The organism is Methylosinus sp. is20ea, assembly GCF_059718135.1.
Genome location: NZ_AP046088.1, coordinates 2,221,941 through 2,247,569, shown reverse-complemented (window position 1 = coordinate 2,247,569; position 25,629 = coordinate 2,221,941). Strand labels below are relative to the sequence as shown.

Below are 25,629 nucleotides of genomic sequence, written 5' to 3'. Positions count from 1 at the left end.
TCGATGGCGCGCCGGAGCCGGCCCCGACGCGAAGAGGCATGCGCCAAAGGGGCTTTTCTTCTATATTCGCCGCTTCCGAGGGAGCTTCGCATGAGCGGAGAGATCGCCAATTCGCACATGAGCCGCGTGCGCTCGGTCGTCGCGGACGCGGCCGCGCCGGCGCGCTCGGCGGTCGCCGCCTCCTGGCGGCGCTGCGTCACGCTCCATGGGCTCGATCCGGAGACGGCCTGCGCGCCGGACATTCTCACCGAGGCGCAATTGCGGGAGGCGCGCGAAAGGCTGGAGCCGCTGGCCTTGGTCGCGCAGAGCGTGGTGGATCGGCTCGCCGCGGCGATCGCCGATCTCGGCTGCTGCGTGCTGCTCGCCGACGCGCAGGGCGTGCCGTTGGAACGACGCGGCGCGGCTTCCGACGCCGCCGTCTTCGACGAGCGCGGGCTGCGGCCCGGCGCGCTGTGGAGCGAGGCGCATCAAGGCACCAACGCCATCGGCGCCGCGCTGGTCGAAGAGCGCGCGCTGACGATCCATCGCGACCAGCATTTTCACACGCGCAACACGGGGCTGAGCTGCACGGCCGCGCCGATCTTCGATCAATTGGGACGGCTCGCGGCGGCGCTCGACGTCTCCTCCTGCCGCGAGACTCTCGCCGACGGCCTCGCCAATCTGCTCGCCGTCGCCGTGGTCGACGCCGCGCGGACGATAGAGGCGCTGAACTTCCGCCACGCTTTCGCCGATGCGCGCATTCTGCTCTCGCCGCAGGCGGATCGAAACGCCGCCTCGCTGATCGCGGTGGATCGGCACGATCTCGTCATCGGCGCGACGCGGGCGGCGCGGCTCGAGCTCGGCGTGACCGACGCGCGCATTGCGGCGCAGCTCGCGGCGGCCGATCTGCTGGCCGGCGGCGCCGAGGCGCAGGCCGAGCTGCAAAAGACCGCGCTCGAGGACGCCGAGCGCGGCGCCATTCGCCGCGCGCTCGCCCGCGCCAATGGCAATGTGACGGCGGCCGCGCGCCTGCTCGGCGTCAGCCGCGCCACGCTGCATCGCAAGCTCGGCCGGCTCGGATTGTCGCAGGGACATTAGAAACCGCCCGAGTGTCGCAAATCTGCGACACCTTGCGCTCGTTCATGCGTTCCCCCCTCTGGCGCGACCCGGCGCGCGGGCGGATGATCTCCCCCGACGCCACAAAGGCGCGTGAAACAGCCAAGGGGAAACGTCATGACGAGGCCCGAATTCCTCCGCTCCGCCACGCCCAAATTCGAGGCGCGCTACGAGAATTTCATCGGCGGCCGCTGGGTCGCCCCACGCGCCGGTCGCTATTTCGAGAATGTGACGCCGGTCAATGGGCAGATTCTCTGCGAGGTCGCACGCTCCGACGAGACCGACATAGAGCTCGCGCTCGACGCCGCCCATGCCGCCAAGGACGCCTGGGGCCGCACCAGCGTCGGCGAACGCTCGCGCATTCTCAACGCCGTCGCCGATCGCATGGAGCAAAATCTCGCGGCGCTGGCGGAGGCCGAGAGCTGGGACAATGGCAAGCCGATCCGCGAGACGACCGCCGCCGACATTCCGCTCGCCATCGATCATTTCCGCTATTTCGCTTCGGTGATTCGCGCGCAGGAAGGCGGCATATCGGAGCTCGATCACGACACGGTCGCCTATCATTTTCACGAGCCGCTCGGCGTCGTCGGCCAGATCATTCCGTGGAATTTCCCGCTGCTGATGGCGGCGTGGAAGCTCGCCCCCGCGCTCGCCGCCGGCAATTGCGTGGTGCTGAAACCCGCGGAGCAGACGCCCGCCTCCATACTCGTATGGGCGAAGATCGTCGGCGATCTTCTGCCGGCGGGCGTCGTCAATATCGTCAACGGCTTCGGCCTCGAGGCAGGCAAGCCGCTCGCCTCCTCGACGCGCATCGCCAAGATCGCCTTCACCGGCGAGACCAGCACGGGACGGCTGATCGGCGAATATGCCGCGCGCAATCTGATCCCCGTGACATTGGAGCTCGGCGGCAAATCGCCCAATATCTTCTTCGCCGATGTCGCGGCCGAGGACGACGCCTTCCTCGACAAGGCGCTCGAAGGCTTCGCCATGTTCGCGCTCAATCAGGGCGAGGTCTGCACCTGCCCGAGCCGCGCGCTGGTGCAGCGGAGCATCTACGACAAATTCATCGAGAAGGCGGTGAAGCGCGTCGGCGCCATCGTACAGGGAGACCCGCTCGACGCGAGGACGATGATCGGCGCGCAGGCCTCCAAGGAGCAGATGGAGAAGATCCTCGGCTATTTCGACATCGGCCAGAAGGAGGGCGCGGAAATTTTGATCGGCGGCGGACGCGCCGAGCTCGGCGGCGATCTCTCCGGCGGCTATTATGTGAAGCCCACAGTGCTCGCCGGCAATAATAAGATGCGCGTGTTCCAGGAGGAGATCTTCGGACCCGTGGTGTCGGTGACCGTCTTCGACACGGATGAAGAGGCGGTGGCGATCGCCAATGACACGATTTTCGGCCTCGGCGCCGGCGTGTGGACGCGCGACATCAACCGCGCCTTTCGCGTCGGCCGCGCTGTGCAGGCGGGACGCGTGTGGACCAATTGCTATCACGCCTATCCGGCCCATGCCGCCTTCGGCGGCTACAAGCAATCGGGCGTCGGCCGCGAGAATCATCGCATGATGCTGGATCACTATCAGCAGACGAAGAATCTGCTGGTCAGCTATAGCCCGGACAAGCTCGGCTTCTTCTGAGCGTCCGGCCGGGGCGGCCGTCTCCTCCCTGCGGCCGCCCCGCTCCCATCGAATTAATTGCTCTAGCGCCCAGAGACTGAACGAGCCCGATGACCCATTACGTCGCTATCGTCGAAGAGGAAGAGGGAAAGGCGGTCGGCGTCTGGTTCCCCGATCTGCCTGGCTGCGTCTCCGCGGGCGATAGTCTCGACGAGGCGATGGCCAACGCCGCCGAGGCGCTGACGCTCTGGGTGGACGTCGCGCTCGAGCACGGCCAGCCGATCCCCGCGCCGCGCAGCCTCGTCGATTTGAAGCGCGACCCGGAAATTTCCCCGGACCTGTCGCAGTTCATGGTGGCGCTGATCCCGCTGCGGCCGCAGCTCGACGCTGCGCAATAAATCCCCTCGACGACCCTCCCCATGCGACAGCCCGGCCGCCAACGGGGCCTTGACCGCGTCACCCGCCCGACTTAACAGCCTGACCCCGGGGGGAAGTTCGGATCGAGCGCATTGGGCCGGCAGGCCCGCTCCGTCCGCCGTTGCGAGGACGGAAATGCGACGCTGGCTCCTGCTCCTCTTGCTGATCCCCCTCGCGCTCGGCCTCTGGCGCCTGCGCGGCGACGCCTATGGCTCCGACGCCTTCCTCGGCTATGTCGAGGGTGAGCTTCTCTATATCGGCCCGGTGGAAGGCGAGCGTCTCGCCCGGCTCGACGTCGAGGCCGGCAGAGCGGTGACGGAGGGCGAGCCGCTCTTCTCCATGGCCACTCCCGTGCTCGATCGCCAGCGCGCCGAGGCCGCCGCGCGGCTGGCGCAAATGCAGGCGCAGCTCGAAAATCTGCGCGCCTCCATGAATCGTCCGCAGCAGATCGCCGTGCTGCAGGCGGCCGTCGAGCGCGCCCGCGCCTCGCTCGCGCTCTCGGCCGCCGAATATGAGCGCAAGCGCATCCTCACTTCGCATGGCAATGCGCCGAGATCGGCGCTCGATCAGGCGGTGATGGCCCGCGACCGCGACAAGGCCGCGCTCACCGAGGCGGAGCGCCAGATCGAGGTCGCGCGCCTGCCGAGCCGCAATCAGGAGATCGAGGCCGCGCAATCGGCCATCGTCATGGCGCGCGCGCAGATCGAGCAGCTCGACACGCGCATCGCGCGACAAAAGGTCGTCGCGCCGGCGGCGGGCGTGGTGCAGGATATTTTCTTCCGCGCTGGCGAGATGGTCGTCGCCGGCCAGCCGGCGCTCTCCCTGCTGCCGCCGGAGAATCGCAAAGTGCGCTTCTATGTTCCGCAGGCGCGGCTCGTCGAGGCGCGGCTCGGCGCGCGCGTCGCCGTCGAATGCGACGGCTGCGAGAAGGGCCTTTCGGGCCGCATCGGCTTCATCGCCCAGCGCGAGGAATATACGCCGCCCGTCATCTTCAGCGATCAGGAACGCGCCAAGCTCGTCTTCAAAGTGGAGGCGCGGCTCGAGGAGAAGGCGCTGCTGCTGCCGCTCGGCCTGCCGGTCCAAGTGCGCCTCTCCGCCGAGAGCGCGGCGCCGTGAGCGCCGCCGGCGTCGCCATAGAGGCCGAAGGGCTGACCAAATCCTTCGGCGGCCGCAAGGTGGTCGACAATCTCACAATGCGCGTCGAGCGCGGCCGCATCCACGGCTTTCTCGGCCCCAATGGCAGCGGCAAGACGACGACGATCCGCATGCTCTGCGGATTGCTGACGCCTGATTCCGGCCGCGGCTCCTGTCTCGGCTACGACATTCGCACGCAGCAGAACGAGATCAAGCGCCAGGTCGGCTATATGACGCAGCGCTTCTCGCTCTATGGCGATTTGTCGATCCGCGAGAATCTGGAGTTCGTCGCGCGCATCTATGGCCTTCCGCGACCCGTCGAGGCGGCTCGCGAGGCGATCATTCGCTTAGGGTTGGACAAGCGCGCCGAGCAGCTCGCCGGCGAGCTCTCCGGCGGCTGGAAGCAGCGGCTGGCGCTCGCAGCCTGCATATTGCCCGGCCCGGCGCTGCTGCTGCTCGACGAGCCGACGGCGGGCGTCGATCCCAAAGCGCGGCGCGATTTCTGGGACGAGATTCATTCGCTCGCCGCCGGCGGCCTCACCGTGCTGGTCTCCACCCATTACATGGACGAGGCCGAGCGCTGCCACGAAATCGCCTATATCGCCGATGGACGCCTGTTGGCGCAGGGGACGATCGCCGAGATCGTCGCCCGCTCCGGCCTCTCCACTTACGTCGTGACCGGCCCCGATCTCGGCGCGCTCGCGGCGCGGCTGAAGGCGACGAAGGGCGTCGACATGGTCGCGCCCTTCGGCATGGCGCTGCATGTCGCCGGACGCGACGCCGCGCGCCTTGCCGAGATCGTGCGCGAATTCGGCGAGAGCGCGCCGCAGCAATGGACGCGCGGCGAGCCCTCGCTCGAGGATGTGTTCATCGACCTCATGACGCATATAGAGGCGCGACGATGATGTGGACGCCGCAGGCGCGCGCCTCGCTCGGGCGTCTCTATGCGATGTTCGTGAAGGAGCTGATCCAGCTGCGCCGCGATCGCGTGACGCTGGCGATGATCGTCGGCATTCCGCTCATTCAGCTCTTGCTGTTCGGCTACGCCATCAACGCCGATCCCAAGCATCTCGCCACGGCGCTGCTGGTGCAGGACGACGGGCCGCTGGCGCGCTCTTTCGTCGCCGCGCTGCGCGCCACCGATTATTTCGACATCGTCGCCGCCGCCACGGACGAAACCGATGCGGAGAAGCTGATCCTCTCCAATCGCGTGCAATTCGTCATCGAGATTCCGCCCGACTTCGGCCGGCGCGTGATCCGCGGCGAGAAGCCGCCGCTGCTGCTGGTCGCCGACGCCACCGATCCGACCGCGACCGGCGGCGCCGTCTCGGCGGTGACGGCGGCGGCCGCGAGCGCGCTCGACCGCGAGCTCACGGGTCCGCTCGCGCGGCTCGCGCAAGGGCCGGCGCCCTTCGAGGTGCGCGTGCATCGGCGCTACAACGCCGCAGGCGAGACGCGGCGCAATATCGTGCCCGGGCTCGTCGGCACCATTCTCACAATGACCATGCTGATCTACACCGCGCTGTCGGTGACGCGCGAGATCGAGCGCGGCACGATGGAGTCGCTGCTGGCCATGCCGGTGCGGCCGACCGAGATCATGCTCGGCAAGATCGCGCCTTATGTCGTCGTCGGCGGCGTGCAGATGGGCATCATCCTCGTCGTCGCGACAATGCTGTTCGGCGTGCCGATCGTCGGCTCGCTTTTCGTGCTCGGCCCGCTGACGCTCTTGTTCATCACCGCCAATCTCTCGGTCGGCTACACATTCTCGACGATCGCCATCAATCAATTGCAGGCGATCCAAATGACCTTCTTCTTCTTCCTGCCCAATATGCTGCTCTCGGGCTTCTTCTTCCCCTTCCACGGCATGCCGCAATGGGCGCAATATGTCGGCGAGGCGCTGCCGCTCACCCATTATCTGCGCATCGTGCGCTCCATCATGCTGAAAGGCTCGAGCTTTAGCGATCTGACCAGCGACAGTCTCGCGCTCGGCGTCTTCACTCTGGTCGCGATGAGCGTCGCGGTGATGCGCTTCCGGCAGACGCTAGACTGAGGCGGGGCGCGCTTGACCGGGCCATGGGCCCGCGCCAGGATGAAGAGGCGGTCGGCCGGCGCGCGAAATCATCGGATCGCGGCGGCCGAATACACGCCGCAGCCGGAGGGCCGGTCATGAACGCTTTTAGTCGCAATATGCTGCTCGCGCTCGGCGTCGTCGGGCTCGGCTATTTCCTGTGGTCGATGTTCGTGGCCAGCCGATATCAAGCGCTGTGCGAGATTTCCTATTGGTCCGCGACCGAGGCGCAGCTGAGCGCCTGCGACGACAGGATCGCCACGCTGCCGAAAAATTGACGAGGCCGCGCCGCGCGCGCATGTCGGAAATGATCGCATGAACGTCAGATTTTACGGCATCGCGGCGATCTCGCTCTTTCTCGTGGCGCGCGCGCCACATGCGCTCGCGACAGAAATTCATCTCGATTGCGGGCGATCCAGTCAGACGGTCGCGGTCGATATCGACACCGAGCGGCGCTTCGTGCAGCTCGTTTGGGAGGAAGGCGTCGCCGAGGAATATCGCGACGGCGAATCCTATGTCTCCGGTTCGAGCGGCTCCAGCGAAACGCAGAAGGTCACTTATGCGGTCAGCGTCGACAAGAACGCCGTGACCTTCGGCCAGGATCGCGTCTGCGCCGCCGCTGGCGGCAAATGTCGGGACCAACATTTCCGCAACCTGCTCGACATCGCCTCCGGCACGCTGAAATATGACGATGGCGGCGTCATCGCTGTGCTGAAATGCGCCCCCGCGCCACCCGGGCGTCGATTCTAGCCCCGCGCGCAACGCTCGAGGTCGCCCTTGCGCCGAGGCGGCGCGGTCGCCTAAGAGAGCGCATCCGACGCGCCTGTCCGCTCTGCGTCGCTTCGACTTGAAAATCCGATGAAAGGGCCCGCATGGCCGACGATGACGACTATGTCTATGACGAAGCGAGCGGCGAATGGCGCCCGGCGTCGGAGCTGGCCGCAGCCGCGGCCGCAGCCAAAGCGACCGTCGTGAAGGATGCGGCCGGCAATGTCCTCGCCGACGGCGACTCCGTCATCCTCATCAAGGATCTGAAGGTGAAGGGCGCCAATCAGACGTTGAAGCAGGGCACGGTGATCCGCTCGATTCGCCTCACCGACGATCCGGAGGAGATCGATTGCCGCCACGACAGCATCAAAGGGCTGGTGCTACGAACGGAATTCGTGAAGAAGCGCTGAGCGAGCGCTTCGACGCCTTCAATGCCCGTTGTCGTCATGGCTTTTGCCATGGCCATTCGCGAGGCGCTCCGACAGAGCGAAAGCCAAAGTGGAGACGACGAAGGTCAGATGAATGCCGAGATAGAAATACAGATCCCGGTCGTTCATATGCGGCACGTCCATGAAGGCTTCGAGCAATTTGATCGCGGAGATGGCGACGATCGTCGAGAGCAGCTTCAGCTTCAGCTCGGAGAAATCGATCGCCCCCATCCATTCCGGCCAGCCGGGCTGATTCTTCGTGTCGACCCTGGAGACGAAATTCTCATAGACCGAGAGCATGACCGTCACCACCAGCGCGCCGGTGAGCGTCATGTCGATGAGGTCGAGCACCAGCAGCGTCATATTGGATTCGGTGGCGGTGACGAGATGCGCCGTCGCCTCGAAGAGATGGACGCCGGCTTTATAGAGCAGCTCGAGCAGGCCCACCGCCAGCATGACGAAGAAGGGCGCCAGCAGCCAGCGCGACAGGAACAGGAAGGATTCGAATAAGCGCTTCATCTTCGACTCGTTCGGCGTGAGGGCGGCGGAGGCGTACACGAATTCGCCCCTCCGGCCAAGCTCCCGCGGGCGCGATCGGCCCGGGCGCGATCGATCTTGGTCCCCGGCCGCGGGGCGAATCGGGTGAAGCTTTCCTCATCCTGAGGAGCGGCCGCAGGCCACGTCTCGAAGGACGAGGAAAGCTTCATGCGCCGCCTTCTGGAGCTCGCCCTCGTGCTTCGAGACGGCTCCTGGGAGCCTCCTCAGCATGAGGGCGAGGATTGTCGTCCCTCGCCCGAGCGCCCCGCCTGCCCGCGGAATCGCCTTGACCCCTGCGGTCGTCTCCCGTAACGTCGGCCCCGGATTTGGACTGGGAGCGGACCGTGAAGGGCATTCTTCTCGTAGGCAGGGCGCTGGAGACGGAACGGGTCTGAGCCCGACTTTCCGCCGCTAGCGCTTATCCGAGGCCCTCTTGGGGGCCTTTTTTATTGCCTGCGTGGCGTCCGCCCGCTGTCGTAGAGCGTTTCCAGCCGAAGTGGACGCCGGTTCGGCGTCGAAACAAAAGCCGGGAGTCTTTTCATGTTTCCGTGAAAAGATTCTAGAGGTCGCAGAAACCGGAGCTCGAGAAATATGGCGAAGCAAATGACCGGAGCGGAAATGGTCGTCGAGGCCCTGAAGGATCAGGGCGTCGAAGTTCTTTTCGGCTATCCCGGCGGCGCCGTGCTTCCCATTTATGACGTGCTCTTCCATCAGGAGAAGGTGCGGCACATTCTCGTGCGCCACGAGCAGGGCGCGGCCCATGCCGCGGAGGGCTACGCCCGCTCCTCCGGCCGGCCCGGCGTGCTGCTCGTCACCTCCGGCCCCGGCGCCACCAACACCATCACCGGCCTCACCGACGCGCTGATGGACTCCATTCCGCTGGTCTGCATCACCGGCCAGGTGCCGACGCATCTCATCGGCTCCGACGCCTTTCAGGAATGCGACACGGTCGGCATCACCCGCCACTGCACCAAGCATAATTATCTGGTGAAGAACGTCGACGATCTGCCGCGCATATTGCACGAGGCGTTCTATGTCGCCTCCAACGGGCGGCCGGGCCCCGTCGTCATCGACATTCCCAAGGATGTGCAATTCGCATCCGGGACCTATACGGGCCCGCGCAATGTCCATCACAAGACCTATCAGCCCAAGCTCGACGCCGACAACGACTCGATCCGCCGCGCTGTGAAGATGATGGCCGCCGCCAAGCGGCCGATCTTCTATACCGGCGGCGGCGTCGTCAATTCCGGCCCAGCGGCCTCGACGCTGCTGCGCGAATTGGTCTCGCTCACCGGCTTTCCGATCACCTCGACGCTGATGGGCCTCGGCGCCTATCCGGGCTCCGGACCGGGCTGGCTGGGAATGCTGGGAATGCACGGCACATTCGAGGCTAATAACGCCATGCACGACTGCGATCTGATGATCGCCGTCGGCTCGCGTTTCGACGATCGCATCACTGGAAGGCTCGACGCCTTCTCCCCCGGCTCCAAGAAGATCCACATCGACATCGACCGCTCCTCGATCAACAAGAATGTGAAGGTCGATCTGCCGATCGTCGGCGATTGCGGCCATGTGCTGGAGAGCCTGGTGCGCGTCTGGCGCGCGGAGGCGATGCATGCGGAGAAGCAGCCGCTCGACGCCTGGTGGAAGAAGATCGACGAATGGCGCGATCGCAAGTCGCTGGCCTTCCGCAATTCGGACAAGGTGATCAAGCCGCAATACGCCGTGCAGCGGCTCTATGCGCTCACCAAGGATCGTGACCCCTATATCACCACCGAGGTCGGCCAGCATCAGATGTGGGCCGCGCAGCATTATCACTTCGAGGAGCCCAATCGCTGGATGACCTCGGGCGGGCTCGGCACCATGGGCTATGGCCTGCCGGCGGCGATCGGCGCGCAGCTCGCGCATCCAAAATCGCTCGTCGTCGATATCGCCGGCGAGGCGTCGATCCTGATGAATATTCAGGAGATGTCGACGGCGATCCAATATCGGCTGCCGGTCAAGATATTCATCCTCAACAATGAATATATGGGCATGGTGCGCCAGTGGCAGGAGCTGCTGCATGGCGGACGCTACTCGCACTCCTATTCCGAGGCGCTGCCCGATTTCGTGAAGCTGGCGGAGGCCTTCGGCGCCAAGGGAATCCGCTGCTCCGACCCGGCCGATCTCGATCGCGCGATCCAGGAGATGATCGACTATGACGGGCCGGTGATCTTCGACTGTCTCGTCGAGAAAAACGAGAATTGCTTCCCGATGATCCCCTCGGGCAAGGCGCATAACGACATGCTGCTCGCCGATCTCTCGGACGACGCCGGCGTCGAGCTCGGCTCGATCATCGACGAGAAGGGCAAGATGCTGGTGTGAGAAGAGCGAATAGCGAGTAGCGAATAGAGCTGCTCCGCTTTCGACTATTCGCTGCTCGTTATTCGCTACTCGCTGGAAACAGAAACATGAACGCTCCCCTCTCCCCGCCCTCACCCTACTCGTCCCCGACGTCCCGCTCCAATGTGGAGACGCATACGCTCGCCGTGCTGGTCGACAATGAGCCGGGCGTGCTGGCGCGCGTCGTCGGCCTGTTCTCCGGGCGCGGCTATAATATCGAGAGCCTGACGGTCGCCGAGGTGGCGCATGGCGAGCAGCTTTCGCGCATCACCGTCGTCACCTCCGGCACGCCGGAGACGATCGAGCAGATCCATCATCAGCTCGAGCGGCTGGTGCCGGTCCACAAGGTCACCGATCTCACCGTCTCCGCGCGCTCGCTCGAGCGCGAGCTGGCCATGGTCAAGGTCCGCGGCAAGGGCGAGAACCGCAATGCGGCGCTTCAGCTCGCCGAGGCGTTCCGGGCGAGGGTCGTCGACGCCACGACGGAGAGCTTCATCTTCGAGCTGACCGGAAAGCCCAATAAAATCGACGAGTTCGTCGATCTGATGCGCCCGATCGGGCTCGTCGAGGTGTCGCGGACGGGCGTCGCGGCCATCTCGCGCGGACCGGACCCGATCTGACCGCGCAAATCCTTAATTTTTGACCTTCGCGCAATGGACGCGTAGAAAGGTCGGCGAAATGCGCCGTTATCTCGCAGTCTTCCCGAGATGACGGAAAAGCCACGTAAAATCAATCAGGAAAGACGGACCGCCGGCGCCGGCCGGCGGTTGAAGAACTCTTGAAGGCAAGCGACGGCGGCCTGTCGTCCTGCGGGGGAAAGCGAGAATATGCGCGTCTATTACGATCGGGATGCCGACATCAATCTGATCAAGGGCAAGAAGGTCGCGGTGGTGGGCTATGGCAGCCAGGGCCACGCCCATGTCCTGAACCTCAAGGATTCCGGCGTCGGCGAGGTCGCGGTGGCGCTGCGCAAGGGCTCCGCCTCCGCCAAAAAGGCCGAGGGCGCCGGCGTCAAGGTGATGGAGGTGGCCGAGGCCGCCAAATGGGCCGATGTCGTCATGATGCTGACGCCGGACGAGCTGCAGGGCGAGATCTACGCCGCCGAGCTGGAGCCGAATCTCAAGCCCGGCGCGGCGCTGTTCTTCGCCCATGGCCTCAACATCCACTTCAACCTGATCGAGCCGCGCAAGGATCTCGACGTCATCATGGTCGCGCCCAAGGGCCCGGGCCATACGGTGCGCGGCGAATATCTGAAGGGCGGCGGCGTGCCCTGCCTCATCGCCGTGCATCAGAACGCTTCCGGCAATGCGCTCGAGCTCGGCCTCTCCTACGCCTCGGCGATCGGCGGCGGCCGCGCCGGCATCATCGAGACGAGCTTCCGCGAGGAATGCGAGACCGACCTGTTCGGCGAGCAGGTCGTGCTCTGCGGCGGCCTCGTCGAGCTGATCCGCAATGGCTTCGAGACTCTGGTCGAGGCCGGCTATGCGCCGGAGATGGCCTATTTCGAATGCCTCCACGAGGTGAAGCTGATCGTCGACCTCATCTATGAGGGCGGCATCGCCAATATGAATTATTCGGTCTCCAACACGGCCGAATATGGCGAATATGTCACCGGCCCACGCATCATCACCAAGGACACCAAGGCCGAGATGAAGCGCGTCCTCGAGGACATCCAATCCGGCAAATTCACCCGCGACTGGATGCTCGAGAACAAGGTGAGCCAGACATCCTTCAAGGCCACCCGGGCCCGCAACGCGGCCCATCCGATCGAGGAGGTCGGCGGACGCCTGCGCGGCATGATGCCCTGGATCGGCAAGAACCGGCTGGTCGACAAGGATCGCAACTAGTCGAGCTCTTCGAAGGAGGGGGATATCGCGAAAGTCAGCTCGGATCGAACGCGTCGTCGAAAGGGAGCGGCGGGGCGGCCGCCCTCGCGACGGGGGAGCGCGATGCAGCCAAATATCGACGAGCCGGATGAGGAGCATCGTCGCGAATTGAGACGCAATGTTTCCGAGATCACGCGCCTGCGCATGGCGGGCAGGATCGACGAGATGTTGGGCTACTTCGCACCCGATGTCGTCGTGCATTATCACGGCACCAAGGAGGGCTTGTTCCTTCCGGGCGTCCTCCATGGCTGCGACGCCTTCCGGGAGAATATCCGGCTGACCGACGTCAATTACGAGCCACTCGGCGGCGAGGTGCTCGACATTCTCGTCGACGGCGAGCGGACGGTGGTCCGATGGCGCAACTCCTGGCGCCATCGCAATTCCGGCCATACGGCGACGCTGGACATGGCGCATTTCTTGTACTGGCGGAACGGGAAAGTCGTCGAGCTGCTCGAATATCTCGACTATCACGGCTGGGGACGCTCCGCCGCGGACGCGCTGATCGAGCGGGACGAGCCTTAGAGCGTTTGCAGCCGAAGTGGACGCCGGTTCGGCGTTGGAAACGCGTCGAAACAAAAGCTTGGTTGAGCGATTTCCGGTCGAACGACTCCGTTCGACCGGGAGAGCGCTCTAGCCCCGATAATCGCGGATCGAGGCGTTGCATGACGAATTGCGAAGATTTTTTCTCTCGCGCGCCGCCCGGGCTCGATCGCGACGAGATCCTGCGCCGTGTCGAGCTGCTCGCGGCGCAGCCCGCCGCGAACGGCGACTTCGGCGTCGTCCGGGATTTCTGCTCGCCCGACGTCGTCTGCGAATTCGTCGGCGACAAATCGCGCATCCCCTACGCCGGCCGCCACATCGGCGTCGACGCGCTGCTCCACATATTGCGCGCGATCAATATAGACTTCGCCCAATCGGAGCCGCTGATCGACGACGTCATCATCGACGGCGGCCGCGTCGCGATCCGGCGCAGCGTCCGCTGGCGGCACCGCGGCGCCGGCCTCGAAGGCCGTGTCGATCTCGCCGATTTCATGCGTTTCGAGAACGGCCTCGTCGTCGAATTGATCGAGTTCCGCGACTCGATCACCATCCTCAACATTCAGGGCGATCCGTCCTGGCCTTAGCCGAGCCCGCGCCCTTCCCATGCGATTGCGCTTTTCCACTCTCGACGTGTTCACGACGCGTCGCTTCGCCGGCAATCCGCTCGCCGTCGTGCTCGGCGCGGACGGGCTCGATTGCGCGACGATGCAGGCGATCGCCCGCGAGTTCAATCTGAGCGAGACCGTCTTCGTGCTGGAGCCGCGCGATCCGGTGAACACGGCCCGGCTGCGCATCTTCACGCCGGGCGTCGAGCTGCCATTCGCCGGCCATCCGACCGTCGGAACGGCGGTGCTGCTGGCGACGCTGCGCGCGCCGGAGATGGTGACGCGCCACGGCGTCGTCATCGCGCTGGAGGAAGAGATCGGCCTCGTCCGCTGCGAGGTCGTTCGGGACGCCTCCGGCGCCGTTCTGGCCCGCTTCGAGGCGCCGCGCCTGCCCGTCCGCGGCGCGCCGGCGCCGGACGCCGAGCCGCTGGCGCATGCGCTCGGCCTCGAGGCGGAGGAGATCGGCTTTAGCCGCCACATCCCGTCGAGCTTCTCCGCGGGGGTGGAGCTGGTTTTCGTTCCGGTCCGCTCCCGCGCGGCGCTCGATCGCGCGCGGCCGGACCCTGCCGCCTTCCCCGCCCTGCTGGGCGAGCGCATCGGCGCCTATCTCTACACGAGCGAGACCGTGGAGCCGTCGAGCGCGGTCTGCGCCAGAATGTTCGCCAATGGCGTCGGCATTGGCGAGGACCCGGCGACGGGCTCCGCCGCGGCGGCCTTCGCCGGCGTCGCCCACGCCTTCGAGTCGCCCGAGGACGGCGAGCATGAATTCGTCATCGAGCAGGGCTACGCCATGGGGCGCCCCTCCCGCATCATTCTCGGCTCGCGCATCGAATCGGGCCGGCTCGCCGCGGTCACAGTGGCGGGACATGCGGTCCTGATTCAGCGCGGGGACCTCGACCTATGAGCGACGCGTTCGAGATCGCCACCGTCGCCGCACTGCATTGCGTCGTCGAGCCGCATGATTGGGCCTTCGACCGGCTGCGCGGCGCGGAGATCGACGCCCATTGGGCGGAGCGGCGCGCCGCGATTCCGGCCCTCTTCGACGGGCCGGTGCTGCTCGCCCATGGCGTCTCGCGCGGCGATGGCGCGACGCTCGGCGTCAAATTCTTTCAAACGCGCTTCTCGCGCTTTCTCGCCTGGCGGGATTTCGGCTTTCCGGACGCCGCCGTCCATAATTGCTTCTCCATGCCGGCGCTGCGCTCGGCCGACGGCGCCTTTCTGCTCGGCGAGATGGGCGCGGAACATTCCGCCGCCGGCGCGATCTATTTCCCCGCCGGCACGCCGGACCCGAGCGATCTGCGCGACGGGCTCGTCGATCTCGAGGCCAATCTGCTGCGCGAGCTCGAGGAGGAGACCGGCGTCACGCCGCAGGAGGTGGCGCTCGCTCCCGACTGGACCATCGTCTTCGCCGGGCCGCGCGTCGCCTGCATGCGAATCGCCCAATCGCCGCTCGCCGCCGCCGAGCTCGAAGCGCGCGTGACGGCCCGTATCGCCTCGCAAAAGAAGCCCGAGCTGGCCGGCGTGCGCATGGCGGCGCGGCGCGCCGATCTGGCCGAGCCGCGCATGCTGGACTTCATCCGCCGTTTTCTCGAGCCGCTGCTCCCCGAATGAGCAAATCGGGGCTGAATTTCCTGCGGGCGCAGTGTAGATTGCTCGTCATGAGCAAAGTGCAAGCGATCGGCGGCCACACCATCGGCGGCCATGCGGCGCGACCGGGCGGCCCGACGCCGCCCGAGGACAGCGCGCGCGCCATTCGCGGCGCTCTGCTCGGCCGCTCGCTCGTTCTCGTCGGCATGATGGGCTCCGGCAAGACCTCGATCGGCCAGCGCCTGGCGCAGCGGCTCGGCCTGCCGTTCAAGGACGCCGACGCCGAGATCGTCGCCGCCGCGGCAGGGATGCCGATCCCCGATATTTTCGCCAAATATGGCGAGGCGCATTTCCGCGACTGCGAGCGCCGCGTCATCGCCCGCCTGCTGGCCGGCGAGCCCTGCGTGCTGGCGACCGGCGGCGGCGCCTTCATGGACGAGACCACACGCAGCCGCGTGAAGGAGCGCGGCGTCTCGCTCTGGTTCGACGCCGCCCATGACGTTTTGCTGCGCCGCGTGCGCCGCAAGGGCGACCGGCCGCTGCTGCAGACCAGCGACCCCGCCGCCGTGCTGCGCCGGCTGATGGACGAGCGCTATCCGGTCTACCGCCAGGCCGACATCGCCGTCCTCTCCCGCGACGTGCCGCATGAGGTGATGGTCGAGGAGACGGTGACGGCGCTGCTCGCCTGGGCCGTGGGCGCGCCGGAAAGCGCCACGACACAAGGGTTTACCAGATTCATGACGTCACGAACGCCGCCCGCCCCCGTCGATCCGCAGACTGTCGAGGTGGGGCTCGGCGACCGCGCCTATGACATCATCATCGGCGCCGGCCTGCTCGAGCAGGCCGGCGAGCATCTCGCGCGCATCGCGCCGGGCGCGGCCTGCGCCATCGTCACCGACGCCAATGTCGCGCGGCTGCAGCTCCCCGTGCTGCGCCACAGCCTCGAGAGCCGGGGCATTCGCGCCACCTCCATCATCGTCGAGCCCGGCGAGGGCTCGAAGTCCTTCCCCGTCTTCCAGCGCGTCTGCGAGGAGATTCTCGAGGCCCGCATAGAGCGGCGCGACATTGTGCTGGCGCTCGGCGGCGGCGTCGTCGGCGATCTCGCCGGCTTCGCGGCGGCGAGCGTGCGGCGCGGCTCGCGCTTCGTGCAGGTGCCGACGACTTTGCTGGCGCAGGTAGACTCCTCCGTCGGCGGCAAGACCGGCATCAACACGCCGCAGGGCAAGAATCTCGTCGGCGCCTTCTATCAGCCCGCGCTGGTGCTGGCCGATGTCGACGCTCTGGCGACGCTGCCGCTGCGCGAGTTCCGCGCCGGCTACGCCGAGGTCGTCAAATACGGCCTCATCGACGACGCCTTCTTCTTCGAATGGCTGGAGAACAACGCCTCCGCCGTCTTCGCCGACCGCGCCGCGCGCGTCGAGGCGATCTCGGTGAGCTGCCGCTCCAAGGCCAAGATCGTCGCCCGCGACGAGACCGAGCAGGGCGACCGCGCGCTGCTCAATCTCGGCCATACTTTCGGCCATGCGCTGGAGCGGCTCGTCCATTACGACAGCGCGCGCCTCGTCCACGGCGAGGGCGTCGCCATCGGCCTCGTCAGCGCCTTCCGCTTCTCGGCGCGGCTCGGCCTCGCCAGCCTGCAGGACGCCGAGCGCGTCGGCCGCCATCTGGCGCGCGTCGGCCTGCCGACCCGCATCCGCGACATTCCCGGCTGGCGCGACGACGCCGACGCCATGCTCGACGCCATGTTCCAGGACAAGAAGGTCGAGCGCGGCGCGCTCACCTTCATTCTGGCGCGTGGGATCGGACGATCTTTCGTCGCCAAGGGCATCGAGGTCGATGCCGTGCGCAGCTTCCTCAAAGACGAGATCGCCCGCGAGTAGGCGCGAATAGGTTCATCATGCACGGCGGCGTCGAAACGGGCCTCGAGAAGATCGACATTTGGGTCGCGGCCTTCGTGGTCCTGCTATGCGTTCTGCTGTCGGCCTTCTTCTCCGCCTCGGAGACGGCGCTGACCGCCGCCTCGCACGCCCATATGCATGCGCTGGAGAAGGAGGGCGACCGCCGCGCGACGCTCGTCAACCGGCTGCTGCGCCAGCGCAATCGCATGATCGCGGCGCTGCTGCTCGGCTCCACGCTCGTCAATATCGGCGGCTCGGCCTTCACGACGAGCGTGCTGGTCTATCTCACCGGCGAGAGCGGCGCCGTCTACGCCACCATCATCATGACCATTCTGCTGCTGGTCTTCGCGGAGGTTCTGCCGAAGACGGTGGCGATCAACCATCCCGACCGGCTGTCGCTGCGCGTCGCCCGCGTCATCAGCCTGTTCGTCGCCATCTTCGGCCCGCTGCTCATCGGCGTCGAGGCCTTTGTGCGCGGCGTGCTGAAGCTCGCCGGCGTCGAGATCGGCCATGGCCGCACGCTGCTCTCGCCCTATGACGAGCTCAAGAGCGCCGTCGACATCATGCACGAAGAGGGAACCGTCGAGCGCAATTGGCGCGACATGTTCGGCGGCGTGCTCGATCTTCAGGTGCTGCATGTCGCCGATGTGATGATCCATCGCACCAAAATGCGCACGATAGACGCCGATCTGCCGCCCGAGCAGATCGTGCGCGAGGTGCTGGCCTCGCCCTTCACGCGCATGCCGCTATGGCGCGACCAGCCGGATAATTTCATCGGCGTCATCCACTCCAAGGACCTCTTGCGCGCGCTCGACGCGGCGGGAGCGGATTTCTCCAAGCTCAGCATAGACGACATTGCGCTCGAGCCATGGTTCGTGCCGGAATCGACGACGCTCGAGGATCAGCTCGAGGCCTTTCTCAAGCGCAAGACGCATTTCGCGCTCGTCGTCGACGAATATGGCGAGGTGATGGGCCTCGTCACGCTCGAGGATATTTTGGAGGAGATCGTCGGCGATATTCGCGACGAGCATGACCTCGCCATGCAGGGCGTGCGCCCGCAGGAGGACGGCTCGGTGCTCGTCGACGGCGCCGTGCCGGTGCGCGACCTCAACCGAGTGATGGAGTGGAGCCTGCCGGACGAGGAGGCGACGACGATCGCCGGCCTCGTCATCCATGAGGCGGCGGCCATTCCCGAGGCGGGGCAGGTGTTCAACTTCCACGGTTTCCGCTTCGAGGTGCTGCGCAAGATGCGCAATCGCATCACCGTGCTGAAAGTGACGCCCGCCGAGGCCAAGGAGCCGGACTGACGCGCGCCCGGATCACGGCGCGCTCTCCTCGGCCGGCCCTTCGTCGAAGCGTCGCCGCGCCGCGACAATCGCCGGATGGCTCTGCTCCGCCCAGCGAATGAGCGCCGCGAGCGGCTCCAACATCGCCTCGCCCAGGGACGTCAGCCGATAGTCCACGCTCGGCGGCTTGGTCGGATAGACCGAGCGCGCGACCAATCCGTCCCGCTCCAGATTGCGCAGCGTCTGCGTCAGCATGCGCTTGGAAATATCCGGCGCCGCGCGGGTGAGCGCGCCGAATCGCTGTGGCCCGCCGGCCAGCGCCATCACTATCAGCGTCGTCCATTTGTCGCCGACGCGATCCAGCACGTCGCGCACCGGACAGCGGCTCGCGTCCAGGACCAGGCTCCGCCATTCGGCGAATTTGCGCGCGAGTTCGTCCCGCCCGCTCGGCGAGACGGTTCCCTCGAGGTCACCACGTCCCAAAAAACTGCCTCCTTCACGGGGTTAGCGGTCTCGGATAGTTACCTTGTATCAGAAATGAACCTGGAAAGAACCATCCCATGACCTCGATCATCACCCCGCGCATTTTCGTGACCGGCGCGACCGGCCAGCTCGGCCGGCTCGTCATCCACGCGCTGCTGCGAAGCGGGCCCGCGACGCAGATCATCGCCGGCGTGCGCCGGACCGACAGCGACGCCGCCCGCGCCCTCGCCGCGCTCGGGGTCGAGCTGCGAATCGCCGATTACGCGCGGCCGGAGACGCTCGCGACGGCCTTCGAAGGCGTCGACCGGCTGTTGCTGATCTCGTCGAGCGAAGTGGGCCAGAGAACGGCTCAGCATCGCAATGTGATAGAGGCGGCGACGCGGGCTGGCGTCGGCCTCATCGCCTATACGAGCCTGCTGCGCGCCGATGTCTCGCCGCTGGCGCTGGCGCAGGAGCACCGTGAGACGGAAGCTGTCTTGCGCGCCAGCGGAACGCCTTTCGTGCTGCTGCGCAACGGCTGGTACACGGAAAATTACGCCGCCTCCATCGCGCCGGCGCTGGCGCATGGCGTCTTCATCGGCGCGGCAGGCGATGGCAGGATCGCCTCCGCCGCGCGCGCCGATTACGCCGAGGCCGCGGCCGCCGTGCTGACGGGCGCGGATCATGCCGGCCGCATCTATGAATTGGCCGGAGACGACGCCTATACGCTCACCGAATTCGCCGCCGCGATCAGCGAAGCCTCGGGGCGAAAGATCATCTATCGGAACCTGTCCGAGGCCGATTTCGCCGCCGCTCTCGTCGGCGCCGGCCTGCCGGACGGATTCGCCGCTCTGCTCGCCGATTCCGACGCCGGCGCGGCAAAAGGCGCGCTATTCGACAATGGCGGCCAGTTCAGGGCGCTGATCGGTCGACCGACGACGCCTTACGAGGTCACGATCGCGCAGACATGGGCGACTCTCGCCGCATCCTCCAGCGCCGAATGACCGACGCTTCGATCCCGCGCGTGCGGGTGATAAGCTCCCGCGTATGAGCAAAGCGGCGACGGATTTCTCCACGGTCACGGTCGGCGCGCCTTTGCGCATCGCGACCTTCGGCAATCATTTGCCGCTCGCCCTCATCGCCGGCCCCTGCGCGCTGGAGAGCCGCGCCCAGGGCCTCGAAATCGCGCAGGAGCTGGCCGAGCTCGCCGATCGGCTGAAGCTCGGCGTCGTCTTCAAAGCCTCCTTCGACAAGGCCAATCGCAGCTCGGGAGCCTCGGGGCGCGGCCTCGGCCTTGCCGCCTCTCTGCCCATCTTCGCCGAGATCAAGGAGCGCTTCGGTCTGCCCATCCTCACCGACGTGCATGAGACGACGCAATGCGCGCCTGTCGCAGAGGTTGCGGATATTCTGCAAATCCCCGCCTTCCTCTGCCGCCAGACCGACCTTCTCGCGGCGGCGGCGCGGACGGGACGCGTCGTCAATGTGAAGAAGGGCCAGTTCCTCGCGCCCTGGGACATGCGCCACGCCATCGACAAGCTGCGCGCCGAGGGCGCCGTCGGCGCGCTGGCGACGGAGCGCGGAACCAGCTTCGGCTATAATGCGCTGGTCTCAGACATGCGCGCGCTGCCCATTCTGGCCGAGACGACGGGCGTTCCGATCGTCTTCGACGCCACCCATTCCGTGCAGCAGCCGGGTGGGCTCGGCGCGGCCTCCGGCGGCGAACGGCGCTTCGTTCCTGTGCTGGCGCGGGCGGCGGTGGCGGTGGGCATCGCCGGCCTGTTCATCGAGACGCATCCAGACCCGGATAGCGCCGTCTCAGACGGGCCCAATATGATCGCGCTGCGCGATTTGCCGGCGCTGATCGAGGCGCTTCTCCCCTTCGATCGGCTCGCCAAAGCGCTCGCGTCGCGATAGCGCGCGTCAGCCCCGCCCGCGATAGGGCGGCACGCCCTGGTCGGGCAGCCAGAGACCCGCGGGCGGCTCGCCCGTCTGCCAGAAGACGTCGATCGGTATGCCGCCGCGCGGATACCAATAGCCGCCGATGCGCAGCCAGCGCGGCGTCAGCGCCGCCACGAGGTCCTTGGCGATGCGTATGGTGCAATCCTCATGGAAGGCGCCGTGATTGCGATAGCTGCCGAGATAGAGCTTCAGCGATTTCGATTCGACGAGCCATTCCATCGGCGCGTAGTCGATGACGATATGCGCGAAATCCGGCTGGCCGGTCACCGGGCACAGCGAGGTGAATTCCGGCGCGACGAAGCGGACGAGATAGGTCTCGCCCGGATGCGGATTGGCGACGAGGTCGAGCTCGGCCTCTTCGGGCGATTGCGGCAGCGGCGCCTTCTGCCCGAGAAGCGCGGCGCCCTTATGCGTCTTCGTCATGCCGAAAGCTCTTAACCCTGCGCGGGCGCGCGTCAATCGGGAATGAGGTCGGAGTGAAAACGGCGCGCGAGCTCGATCATCGCGCCCGCAGCCACGGCCGCGCCGGCGATGAGCGCGAAAAAGCCCGCGCCCGAGAGGCTGGACCAGAAACCGCCGAGCCAGCCGCCGAGGAAATTGCCGGCGAACATGGTCAAGAACCAGGCGCCCATCGCCATTGAGCGCGAGCGCGGCGGCGCGAGACGCGAAACGAGCGAGAGCGTGATCGGCGAAAAACACAATTCGCCGAGTGTGAGCACGACGAAATAGACCGTGAGCCAGAGCCAGCTCGACAGGCCCTCGCCGCGCATCGCCGCGGCCAAAACGAGGATGAGATAGGCGAGGCCGAGGCCGAAACAGCCGAGCGACAGTTTGACGATGGTCGGCGGCTCCCGCCCCGCCGCCGACAGCCGCGCCCATAGCGCGACGAGCGGCGGCGTGAACAGGAAGATCATCAGCGGATTAAAGGCCTGGAACCAGGTGACGGGAATTTCGCCGCGCCAGAACAGAAGATCGACATCGCGATCGGTGAAGCGCTCCGCCCATAATGCGATGGTGTTGCCCTGCTGCTCATAGCCCGCCCAGAAGAGAATGGCCGGCGGCGCCAGCAGCAGCAGGCGGAGCAATGCGCGCCCATCGCTGCGCAATTCCGCGCGCTCATCGACGATGCGCGCCGGCGCGGTCTCGACCGGCAGGCTGGGCAGGCCCGCGAGATAGGTCACGAGGCCGATCGCCATGCCGACTCCGGCGCTGACGAAGCCATAATGCCAGCCGAGCGTCTCCCCGAGCGTTCCGCTCACCAGCGGCGAGAAAAACGCGCCGACATTTATGCCGACATAGAAGATCGAGAAGGCGCGGTCGCGGCGCGCGTCATGCGGCGCATAGAGCCCGCCGACTTGCGTGACGATGTTGGGCTTGAAGGCGCCATTGCCGAGCGCCAGCGTCAGAAGCGCGAGGAGAAACAGGCTCTCCGACGCCATCATGAAATGGCCGGCCATCATCAGCGCCGCGCCGAGGATCACCGTGTAGCGGCGCCCGAGCCAGCGATCGGCGAGGAGGCCGCCGAGAATGGGCGTCAGATAGACGAAGCCGGTGTAGAGCCCATAGATCTGCGAGGCGAAGGGCTGCGGCGCCAGCGGGCCGAAGAGGAATTCGAGCGCGCGCTTCAATGTGTCGAGGCCGATGACGCGCTCGGCGCCGCGCCCAGCGCGAGCAGATGATCGACCATATAGAGGACGAGCAGAGCGCGCATTCCATAATAGGAGAAGCGCTCCCACATTTCCGTCGCGAAGAGAAAGGCGAGGCCGCGCGGATGGCCGAACAGCTCGGCCCTTCGCGCAGTGCCGATCACAGGCGCTCGCCCGCATCCGGCCGCAGGATCTTTTTCAAAATATCCGGCGGGATGCGAATATCGGCGACTTTCCACGTCCAATCCGAGAGGGCGAAGACGATCGCGACGCCGTCCTTATGCGTGATGCGGAACCGCGTCGGCGACAAAATCTCGAAGCGATGCGCGAAACGCCGGAGATCGATCTCCTTTTGCGCGCCGCCCTCGCCGCCGCCTGCGGCCGGCGCATGCCGCGCCAGCAAGGCGCCGATGGCCGCGGGCGAGACGAAACGATCGACGGCCGTATCGATGAGAGCGGGCCCGATCGCGGCCAGCAGGCCGGCGCCGAGCCGGGCGCCGGGGCTGCGATTCTTATCCGCCTCATCGAGCGCGCGCGTCATGACGATGGTCGCGAGCTGCTCCTTGATCGAGGACCGCACGGCGGGAAAATCGACATGGTCGGATATGGCCTCGGCGTTTCCCGCTTTCACGCCCGCCTCGAGCTGGCGCAGCGACAGAAAGGCGTAGCCGGCGTAGAGGAGCGCCAGAGCGAGAAGGGCGAAAACGGCGATGAGGGCGCGTCGCATGATCGTTTCCCCGGGACGGCCGCGTCGAAGATGCAGATCGCGCGGCGGCCCGTCGGTTCTCGTCCATATGGGGGCGACGTTGCAAGCCCCGGACCGCGCCCGAGGATTATGCGCTCGTCCGCTCGCGCACGCGAGACCGTCTTCGCTGCGCCCTCGCGTCATGACGGCGTCATTGGCTCGTCGCGACCCCGAAACTCCCTCTTGTTAACCCTCCCCGCGCGGGAGCGAAGGCCGACGCCGACGCGGCCCGTTTCAACGGAGCGGAAATATGCAAAAAATCCTTTTCAGTCTCAGGGCGGGCTCGCCCGTCATGTTCGGCGTCTTCCTTGCGGTCTCGCTCGGCGCGCAAGCCCATGCGGCGCCGGTCTGCCGGCTCGGCGGCGGCGTCAAACATGTCGTGCATCTGCAATTCGACAATGTCCATCTGCGCCGCGACAATCCGAATGTGCCATCGGACCTCGAGCAGATGCCCAATCTGCTGAACTTCCTCATCCAGAATGGCGTAGTCAGCGGCAATCACTATACCGGCCTCATCTCGCATACGGCCGTCGATCTCGTCACCGGCATGACGGGTCTCTATCCCGATCGCAACGGGCTGCCGGTCTCCAACAGCTATCGCCTTTTCGACGCGAGCAACCATCCGACGGGATCGCATTCCGACTTCGTCTATTGGACCGCCAAGGATGCGACCGACGGCCTGCCGGTGCTGCTCTCCGACAATGGCAAGACCGCGCCCGCGCCCTGGGCGGCCTTCACCCGCGCGGGCTGCGACGTCGGCGCCTTCTCGGTCGCCGACATCGACTTCGAGACATTGCCGGGCGATATCGCGACGGTCTTTGGAACCACCTCGACGCAATATTCGACGGTCGTCGCGCAGCTCGCCTCCACCAATCCCAAGACGAGAGCGCTGCCGACCGCGAATTGGCTCGGCGTCGCCGTGCATTGCGCGCAGGGCAGCCCGCGCTGCGCCTCCGGCGGTCCCGATTTGCTGCCGGACGAGCCCGGCGGCTATGCGGGTTTCAACGCGCTCTATGGCGCGGCGAATGTGCAGCCGGTGATTTCGTCCTCGGGCCCCGTCAAGGACCTCGACGGCAATGTGATCGCCGATTCGCAGGGCAACCCCGGCTTCCCGGGCTTCAATCCGACCGCTTCGCAGACGCTCGGATATGTCGCGACGCTGCTCGAGGCGGGCGTGCCCGTCGTCTATGGCTATATCGCGCCGACCCATGATCAGCGCGGCATTTCCTCCGACACCTCGACGCCGACCTTCGGTCCGGGCGAGAAAGGCTATGTCGAGCAGAACAAGATCTACGACAATGCTTTCGGAAAATTCTTCGCGCGGCTGAAGGCCGACGGCATAGACGAGACTAATACGATCTTCCTCGTCACCGCCGATGAGAACGACCATTTCGTCGGCGGAACGGCGACGCCTGCGAATTGCGACGGCGTCGCGACGCCTTGCGCCTACCTCTATCCGGGCGCGACGACGCGCAGCGTCGGCGAGCTGACGGTCAATCTCGACTCCACCATATTGTCGGAGACCGGCGCCGCGCCCGCGCCCTTCCTCGTCCATTCCGACTCGGCGCCCGTCGTCTATCTCGACGGCAATCCGGCGCCGACCGACGCTGCGACCCGCATCTTCGAAAAGCAGATCGGCGCGCTGACCTGGGTCAATCCGCTTCCCGGCAAGAACAACCATGTCGATCGCCTCGAAGCCTATGTCGCCGATCGCGCCGAGATGAAGCTGCTGCACATGCTCACCGCGAGCCCGGCGCGCAATCCGACGCTGACGCTATTCGGCGCCGAGGATTACTTCTTCCAGACGACCAGAGGCTCGCTGCCGCTCGCGCCGCTCGCCGACTGCGCGACCAAGCCGACCGACTGCGTGTTCCAGAACACCGGCTTCGCCTGGAACCACGGCGACGTGCAGCAGGACATCGTGCGCACATGGTTCGGCCTCGCCGGCCCCGGCGTGAAGAAAAACGGCCGCAGCGACGCCGTGTTCACGGACCATACCGATCTGCGCCCGACGCTGATGACGCTCGTCGGTCTCGTCGACGACTATGTCCATGACGGGCGCGTCATCGTCGAGGCGATCGAACCGCATGCGCTCGCCTGGCCGCTGCGCGGCGAAACCGGTGAAGCCTATGCTCGCCTGGCGCGGGCCTATAAGCAGATCAACGCTCCGCTCGGCGCGCTCGGCCGCGCCTCGCTCGCCGCCGCGACGCGGGCGATCAATGGCGATGACGCGTCCTATGCGGCCTATCTCTCGATCATGCAGCGACTGACGGAGGATCGCGACGCGCTCGCGCTCGAGATCAAGACTGCGCTCGACGCCGCCGCCTTCCAGGGCCGCCGGCTGCAGGAGAACCACGCCGAACGTCTCGCAGAGCGCGCGTTGCGGCTGATCGAGGCGCTGCGCTTCTTCCGGCTGGGGCGCGAGGCGCACTGAGGAACGGCGCCGAGAGCGGAATGCTCGCTCGAGGCGCCTCACGCCCGAGAGAATCTCTCCACGGCGCGCGACCGGCGACGGTCGCGCGCCGTCTTCGCGTTGTTCGGGCATGGGGAGGCCTGGGGCGCCGACGGTCAC

27 protein-coding genes are annotated in these 25,629 nt (G+C 66.4%); 21 read left to right on the top strand and 6 right to left on the bottom strand.

Going from position 1 to position 25,629, the window contains the following annotated elements; all coding sequences use genetic code 11:
• Positions 1-90: 90 nt before the first annotated feature.
• From AC6IY7_RS10280 to AC6IY7_RS10240, 9 genes are all read left to right on the top strand, one after another.
• A complete protein-coding gene (locus tag AC6IY7_RS10280) occupies positions 91-1,077 on the top strand; it encodes a helix-turn-helix domain-containing protein (protein WP_497778861.1) in 987 nt (328 codons plus the stop codon).
• 135 nt (positions 1,078-1,212) lie between these two features.
• Entirely contained in the window at positions 1,213-2,730 is a 1,518-nt protein-coding gene (gene adh, locus AC6IY7_RS10275; protein WP_497778860.1) for an aldehyde dehydrogenase, read from the top strand.
• Between the two features lie 89 nt (positions 2,731-2,819).
• Positions 2,820-3,107 carry a type II toxin-antitoxin system HicB family antitoxin gene (locus AC6IY7_RS10270; protein ID WP_497778859.1) on the top strand — a complete coding sequence of 96 codons (288 nt, stop codon included), beginning with the start codon at positions 2,820-2,822 and terminating at the stop codon, positions 3,105-3,107.
• A gap of 154 nt (positions 3,108-3,261) precedes the next feature.
• Entirely contained in the window at positions 3,262-4,242 is a 981-nt protein-coding gene (locus AC6IY7_RS10265; RefSeq protein WP_497778858.1) for an HlyD family secretion protein, read from the top strand.
• Positions 4,239-5,165, top strand: a complete 927-nt coding sequence (locus AC6IY7_RS10260) for an ABC transporter ATP-binding protein (RefSeq protein WP_497778857.1) — start codon at positions 4,239-4,241, stop codon at positions 5,163-5,165. Before AC6IY7_RS10265 ends, AC6IY7_RS10260 begins: the two co-directional genes overlap by 4 nt.
• Positions 5,162-6,310, top strand: coding sequence for an ABC transporter permease (locus AC6IY7_RS10255; protein ID WP_497778856.1), 1,149 nt, complete (start codon positions 5,162-5,164; stop codon positions 6,308-6,310). The genes AC6IY7_RS10260 and AC6IY7_RS10255 overlap by 4 nt, the downstream gene beginning before the upstream one ends.
• Before the next feature lie 116 nt (positions 6,311-6,426).
• Positions 6,427-6,606 (top strand): hypothetical protein, encoded by a 180-nt coding sequence (locus tag AC6IY7_RS10250; protein ID WP_497778855.1) that lies wholly within the window; start codon positions 6,427-6,429, stop codon positions 6,604-6,606.
• Between the two features lie 37 nt (positions 6,607-6,643).
• On the top strand, positions 6,644-7,078 hold the full coding sequence (locus tag AC6IY7_RS10245) for a hypothetical protein (protein WP_497778854.1): 435 nt from the start codon (positions 6,644-6,646) through the stop codon (positions 7,076-7,078).
• A 122-nt stretch (positions 7,079-7,200) separates the two neighbouring features.
• Positions 7,201-7,506 carry an alkylphosphonate utilization protein gene (locus tag AC6IY7_RS10240; RefSeq protein ID WP_497778853.1) on the top strand — a complete coding sequence of 102 codons (306 nt, stop codon included), beginning with the start codon at positions 7,201-7,203 and terminating at the stop codon, positions 7,504-7,506.
• Between the two features lie 18 nt (positions 7,507-7,524).
• Here the strand turns inward: AC6IY7_RS10240 and AC6IY7_RS10235 are convergent, their stop codons facing one another.
• Positions 7,525-8,043: a TIGR00645 family protein gene (locus tag AC6IY7_RS10235; protein WP_497778852.1), complete on the bottom strand. Its 519-nt coding sequence runs from the start codon at positions 8,041-8,043 to the stop codon at positions 7,525-7,527.
• A gap of 609 nt (positions 8,044-8,652) precedes the next feature.
• On the opposite strand from AC6IY7_RS10235, the gene AC6IY7_RS10230 reads away from it, so the two are divergent.
• The 9 genes from AC6IY7_RS10230 (at position 8,653) to AC6IY7_RS10190 (ending at position 18,266) form a co-directional block, all read left to right on the top strand.
• Entirely contained in the window at positions 8,653-10,425 is a 1,773-nt protein-coding gene (locus tag AC6IY7_RS10230; protein WP_497778851.1) for an acetolactate synthase 3 large subunit, read from the top strand.
• An 86-nt stretch (positions 10,426-10,511) separates the two neighbouring features.
• Entirely contained in the window at positions 10,512-11,063 is a 552-nt protein-coding gene (gene ilvN / locus AC6IY7_RS10225) for an acetolactate synthase small subunit (RefSeq protein WP_497778850.1), read from the top strand.
• Between the two features lie 207 nt (positions 11,064-11,270).
• The gene (ilvC, locus tag AC6IY7_RS10220; RefSeq protein ID WP_497778849.1) at positions 11,271-12,290 is read left to right on the top strand and encodes a ketol-acid reductoisomerase; all 1,020 of its coding nucleotides are present in this window, start codon (positions 11,271-11,273) and stop codon (positions 12,288-12,290) included.
• 102 nt (positions 12,291-12,392) lie between these two features.
• On the top strand, positions 12,393-12,851 hold the full coding sequence (locus AC6IY7_RS10215) for a nuclear transport factor 2 family protein (RefSeq protein ID WP_497778848.1): 459 nt from the start codon (positions 12,393-12,395) through the stop codon (positions 12,849-12,851).
• A 140-nt stretch (positions 12,852-12,991) separates the two neighbouring features.
• Entirely contained in the window at positions 12,992-13,453 is a 462-nt protein-coding gene (locus tag AC6IY7_RS10210; protein ID WP_497778847.1) for a nuclear transport factor 2 family protein, read from the top strand.
• Positions 13,454-13,472: 19 nt separating this feature from the next.
• The gene (locus AC6IY7_RS10205) at positions 13,473-14,378 is read left to right on the top strand and encodes a PhzF family phenazine biosynthesis protein (RefSeq protein ID WP_497778846.1); all 906 of its coding nucleotides are present in this window, start codon (positions 13,473-13,475) and stop codon (positions 14,376-14,378) included.
• Positions 14,375-15,085: an NUDIX hydrolase gene (locus AC6IY7_RS10200; protein WP_497778845.1), complete on the top strand. Its 711-nt coding sequence runs from the start codon at positions 14,375-14,377 to the stop codon at positions 15,083-15,085. The genes AC6IY7_RS10205 and AC6IY7_RS10200 overlap by 4 nt, the downstream gene beginning before the upstream one ends.
• Positions 15,086-15,132: 47 nt before the next feature.
• Positions 15,133-16,941 carry a 3-dehydroquinate synthase gene (gene aroB, locus AC6IY7_RS10195; RefSeq protein ID WP_497778844.1) on the top strand — a complete coding sequence of 603 codons (1,809 nt, stop codon included), beginning with the start codon at positions 15,133-15,135 and terminating at the stop codon, positions 16,939-16,941.
• Positions 16,942-16,958: 17 nt separating this feature from the next.
• Positions 16,959-18,266, top strand: a complete 1,308-nt coding sequence (locus AC6IY7_RS10190; RefSeq protein WP_497778843.1) for an HlyC/CorC family transporter — start codon at positions 16,959-16,961, stop codon at positions 18,264-18,266.
• A 12-nt stretch (positions 18,267-18,278) separates the two neighbouring features.
• Here the strand turns inward: AC6IY7_RS10190 and AC6IY7_RS10185 are convergent, their stop codons facing one another.
• Positions 18,279-18,728: a winged helix-turn-helix transcriptional regulator gene (locus AC6IY7_RS10185; RefSeq protein WP_497778842.1), complete on the bottom strand. Its 450-nt coding sequence runs from the start codon at positions 18,726-18,728 to the stop codon at positions 18,279-18,281.
• Positions 18,729-18,805: 77 nt separating this feature from the next.
• Between AC6IY7_RS10185 and AC6IY7_RS10180 the strand changes: the two genes are divergently transcribed.
• Together AC6IY7_RS10180 and kdsA are read left to right on the top strand one after the other, a co-directional pair.
• A complete protein-coding gene (locus AC6IY7_RS10180) occupies positions 18,806-19,711 on the top strand; it encodes an SDR family oxidoreductase (RefSeq protein ID WP_497778841.1) in 906 nt (301 codons plus the stop codon).
• 43 nt (positions 19,712-19,754) lie between these two features.
• Positions 19,755-20,621, top strand: coding sequence for a 3-deoxy-8-phosphooctulonate synthase (gene kdsA, locus AC6IY7_RS10175; protein WP_497778840.1), 867 nt, complete (start codon positions 19,755-19,757; stop codon positions 20,619-20,621).
• Positions 20,622-20,627: 6 nt separating this feature from the next.
• Here kdsA and queF read toward each other — a convergent pair whose 3' ends face one another.
• Genes queF through AC6IY7_RS10155 form a run of 4 tightly spaced genes read right to left on the bottom strand, consistent with a single transcriptional unit; the run spans position 20,628 to position 23,039 of the window.
• Entirely contained in the window at positions 20,628-21,089 is a 462-nt protein-coding gene (queF, locus tag AC6IY7_RS10170; protein ID WP_497778839.1) for a preQ(1) synthase, read from the bottom strand.
• A 32-nt stretch (positions 21,090-21,121) separates the two neighbouring features.
• Positions 21,122-22,294: a peptide MFS transporter gene (locus AC6IY7_RS10165; RefSeq protein WP_497778838.1), complete on the bottom strand. Its 1,173-nt coding sequence runs from the start codon at positions 22,292-22,294 to the stop codon at positions 21,122-21,124.
• Positions 22,291-22,476 carry a hypothetical protein gene (locus tag AC6IY7_RS10160; RefSeq protein ID WP_497778837.1) on the bottom strand — a complete coding sequence of 62 codons (186 nt, stop codon included), beginning with the start codon at positions 22,474-22,476 and terminating at the stop codon, positions 22,291-22,293. The genes AC6IY7_RS10165 and AC6IY7_RS10160 overlap by 4 nt, the downstream gene beginning before the upstream one ends.
• A complete protein-coding gene (locus AC6IY7_RS10155; RefSeq protein ID WP_497778836.1) occupies positions 22,473-23,039 on the bottom strand; it encodes a DUF2939 domain-containing protein in 567 nt (188 codons plus the stop codon). Before AC6IY7_RS10155 ends, AC6IY7_RS10160 begins: the two co-directional genes overlap by 4 nt.
• A gap of 268 nt (positions 23,040-23,307) precedes the next feature.
• Here AC6IY7_RS10155 and AC6IY7_RS10150 point away from each other — a divergent pair, with 268 nt between their 5' ends.
• Complete coding sequence (locus tag AC6IY7_RS10150) at positions 23,308-25,491, top strand: hypothetical protein (protein ID WP_497778835.1); 2,184 nt, start codon at positions 23,308-23,310, stop codon at positions 25,489-25,491.
• Positions 25,492-25,629 lie beyond the last annotated feature (138 nt).

Excerpts from the sequence above, each read along its gene's own strand:
- AC6IY7_RS10280 (WP_497778861.1), top strand. The coding sequence starts at position 91 with ATGAGCGGAGAGATCGCCAATTCGCACATGAGCCGCGTGCGCTCGGTC.
- adh (WP_497778860.1), top strand. The coding sequence starts at position 1,213 with ATGACGAGGCCCGAATTCCTCCGCTCCGCCACGCCCAAATTCGAGGCG.
- AC6IY7_RS10270 (WP_497778859.1), top strand. The coding sequence starts at position 2,820 with ATGACCCATTACGTCGCTATCGTCGAAGAGGAAGAGGGAAAGGCGGTC.
- AC6IY7_RS10265 (WP_497778858.1), top strand. The coding sequence starts at position 3,262 with ATGCGACGCTGGCTCCTGCTCCTCTTGCTGATCCCCCTCGCGCTCGGC.
- AC6IY7_RS10255 (WP_497778856.1), top strand. The coding sequence starts at position 5,162 with ATGATGTGGACGCCGCAGGCGCGCGCCTCGCTCGGGCGTCTCTATGCG.
- AC6IY7_RS10250 (WP_497778855.1), top strand. The coding sequence starts at position 6,427 with ATGAACGCTTTTAGTCGCAATATGCTGCTCGCGCTCGGCGTCGTCGGG.
- AC6IY7_RS10245 (WP_497778854.1), top strand. The coding sequence starts at position 6,644 with ATGAACGTCAGATTTTACGGCATCGCGGCGATCTCGCTCTTTCTCGTG.
- AC6IY7_RS10240 (WP_497778853.1), top strand. The coding sequence starts at position 7,201 with ATGGCCGACGATGACGACTATGTCTATGACGAAGCGAGCGGCGAATGG.
- AC6IY7_RS10235 (WP_497778852.1), bottom strand. The coding sequence starts at position 8,043 with ATGAAGCGCTTATTCGAATCCTTCCTGTTCCTGTCGCGCTGGCTGCTG.
- AC6IY7_RS10230 (WP_497778851.1), top strand. The coding sequence starts at position 8,653 with ATGGCGAAGCAAATGACCGGAGCGGAAATGGTCGTCGAGGCCCTGAAG.
- ilvN (WP_497778850.1), top strand. The coding sequence starts at position 10,512 with ATGAACGCTCCCCTCTCCCCGCCCTCACCCTACTCGTCCCCGACGTCC.
- ilvC (WP_497778849.1), top strand. The coding sequence starts at position 11,271 with ATGCGCGTCTATTACGATCGGGATGCCGACATCAATCTGATCAAGGGC.
- AC6IY7_RS10215 (WP_497778848.1), top strand. The coding sequence starts at position 12,393 with ATGCAGCCAAATATCGACGAGCCGGATGAGGAGCATCGTCGCGAATTG.
- AC6IY7_RS10210 (WP_497778847.1), top strand. The coding sequence starts at position 12,992 with ATGACGAATTGCGAAGATTTTTTCTCTCGCGCGCCGCCCGGGCTCGAT.
- AC6IY7_RS10205 (WP_497778846.1), top strand. The coding sequence starts at position 13,473 with ATGCGATTGCGCTTTTCCACTCTCGACGTGTTCACGACGCGTCGCTTC.
- AC6IY7_RS10200 (WP_497778845.1), top strand. The coding sequence starts at position 14,375 with ATGAGCGACGCGTTCGAGATCGCCACCGTCGCCGCACTGCATTGCGTC.
- aroB (WP_497778844.1), top strand. The coding sequence starts at position 15,133 with ATGAGCAAAGTGCAAGCGATCGGCGGCCACACCATCGGCGGCCATGCG.
- AC6IY7_RS10190 (WP_497778843.1), top strand. The coding sequence starts at position 16,959 with ATGCACGGCGGCGTCGAAACGGGCCTCGAGAAGATCGACATTTGGGTC.
- AC6IY7_RS10180 (WP_497778841.1), top strand. The coding sequence starts at position 18,806 with ATGACCTCGATCATCACCCCGCGCATTTTCGTGACCGGCGCGACCGGC.
- kdsA (WP_497778840.1), top strand. The coding sequence starts at position 19,755 with ATGAGCAAAGCGGCGACGGATTTCTCCACGGTCACGGTCGGCGCGCCT.
- queF (WP_497778839.1), bottom strand. The coding sequence starts at position 21,089 with ATGACGAAGACGCATAAGGGCGCCGCGCTTCTCGGGCAGAAGGCGCCG.
- AC6IY7_RS10155 (WP_497778836.1), bottom strand. The coding sequence starts at position 23,039 with ATGCGACGCGCCCTCATCGCCGTTTTCGCCCTTCTCGCTCTGGCGCTC.
- AC6IY7_RS10150 (WP_497778835.1), top strand. The coding sequence starts at position 23,308 with ATGCAAAAAATCCTTTTCAGTCTCAGGGCGGGCTCGCCCGTCATGTTC.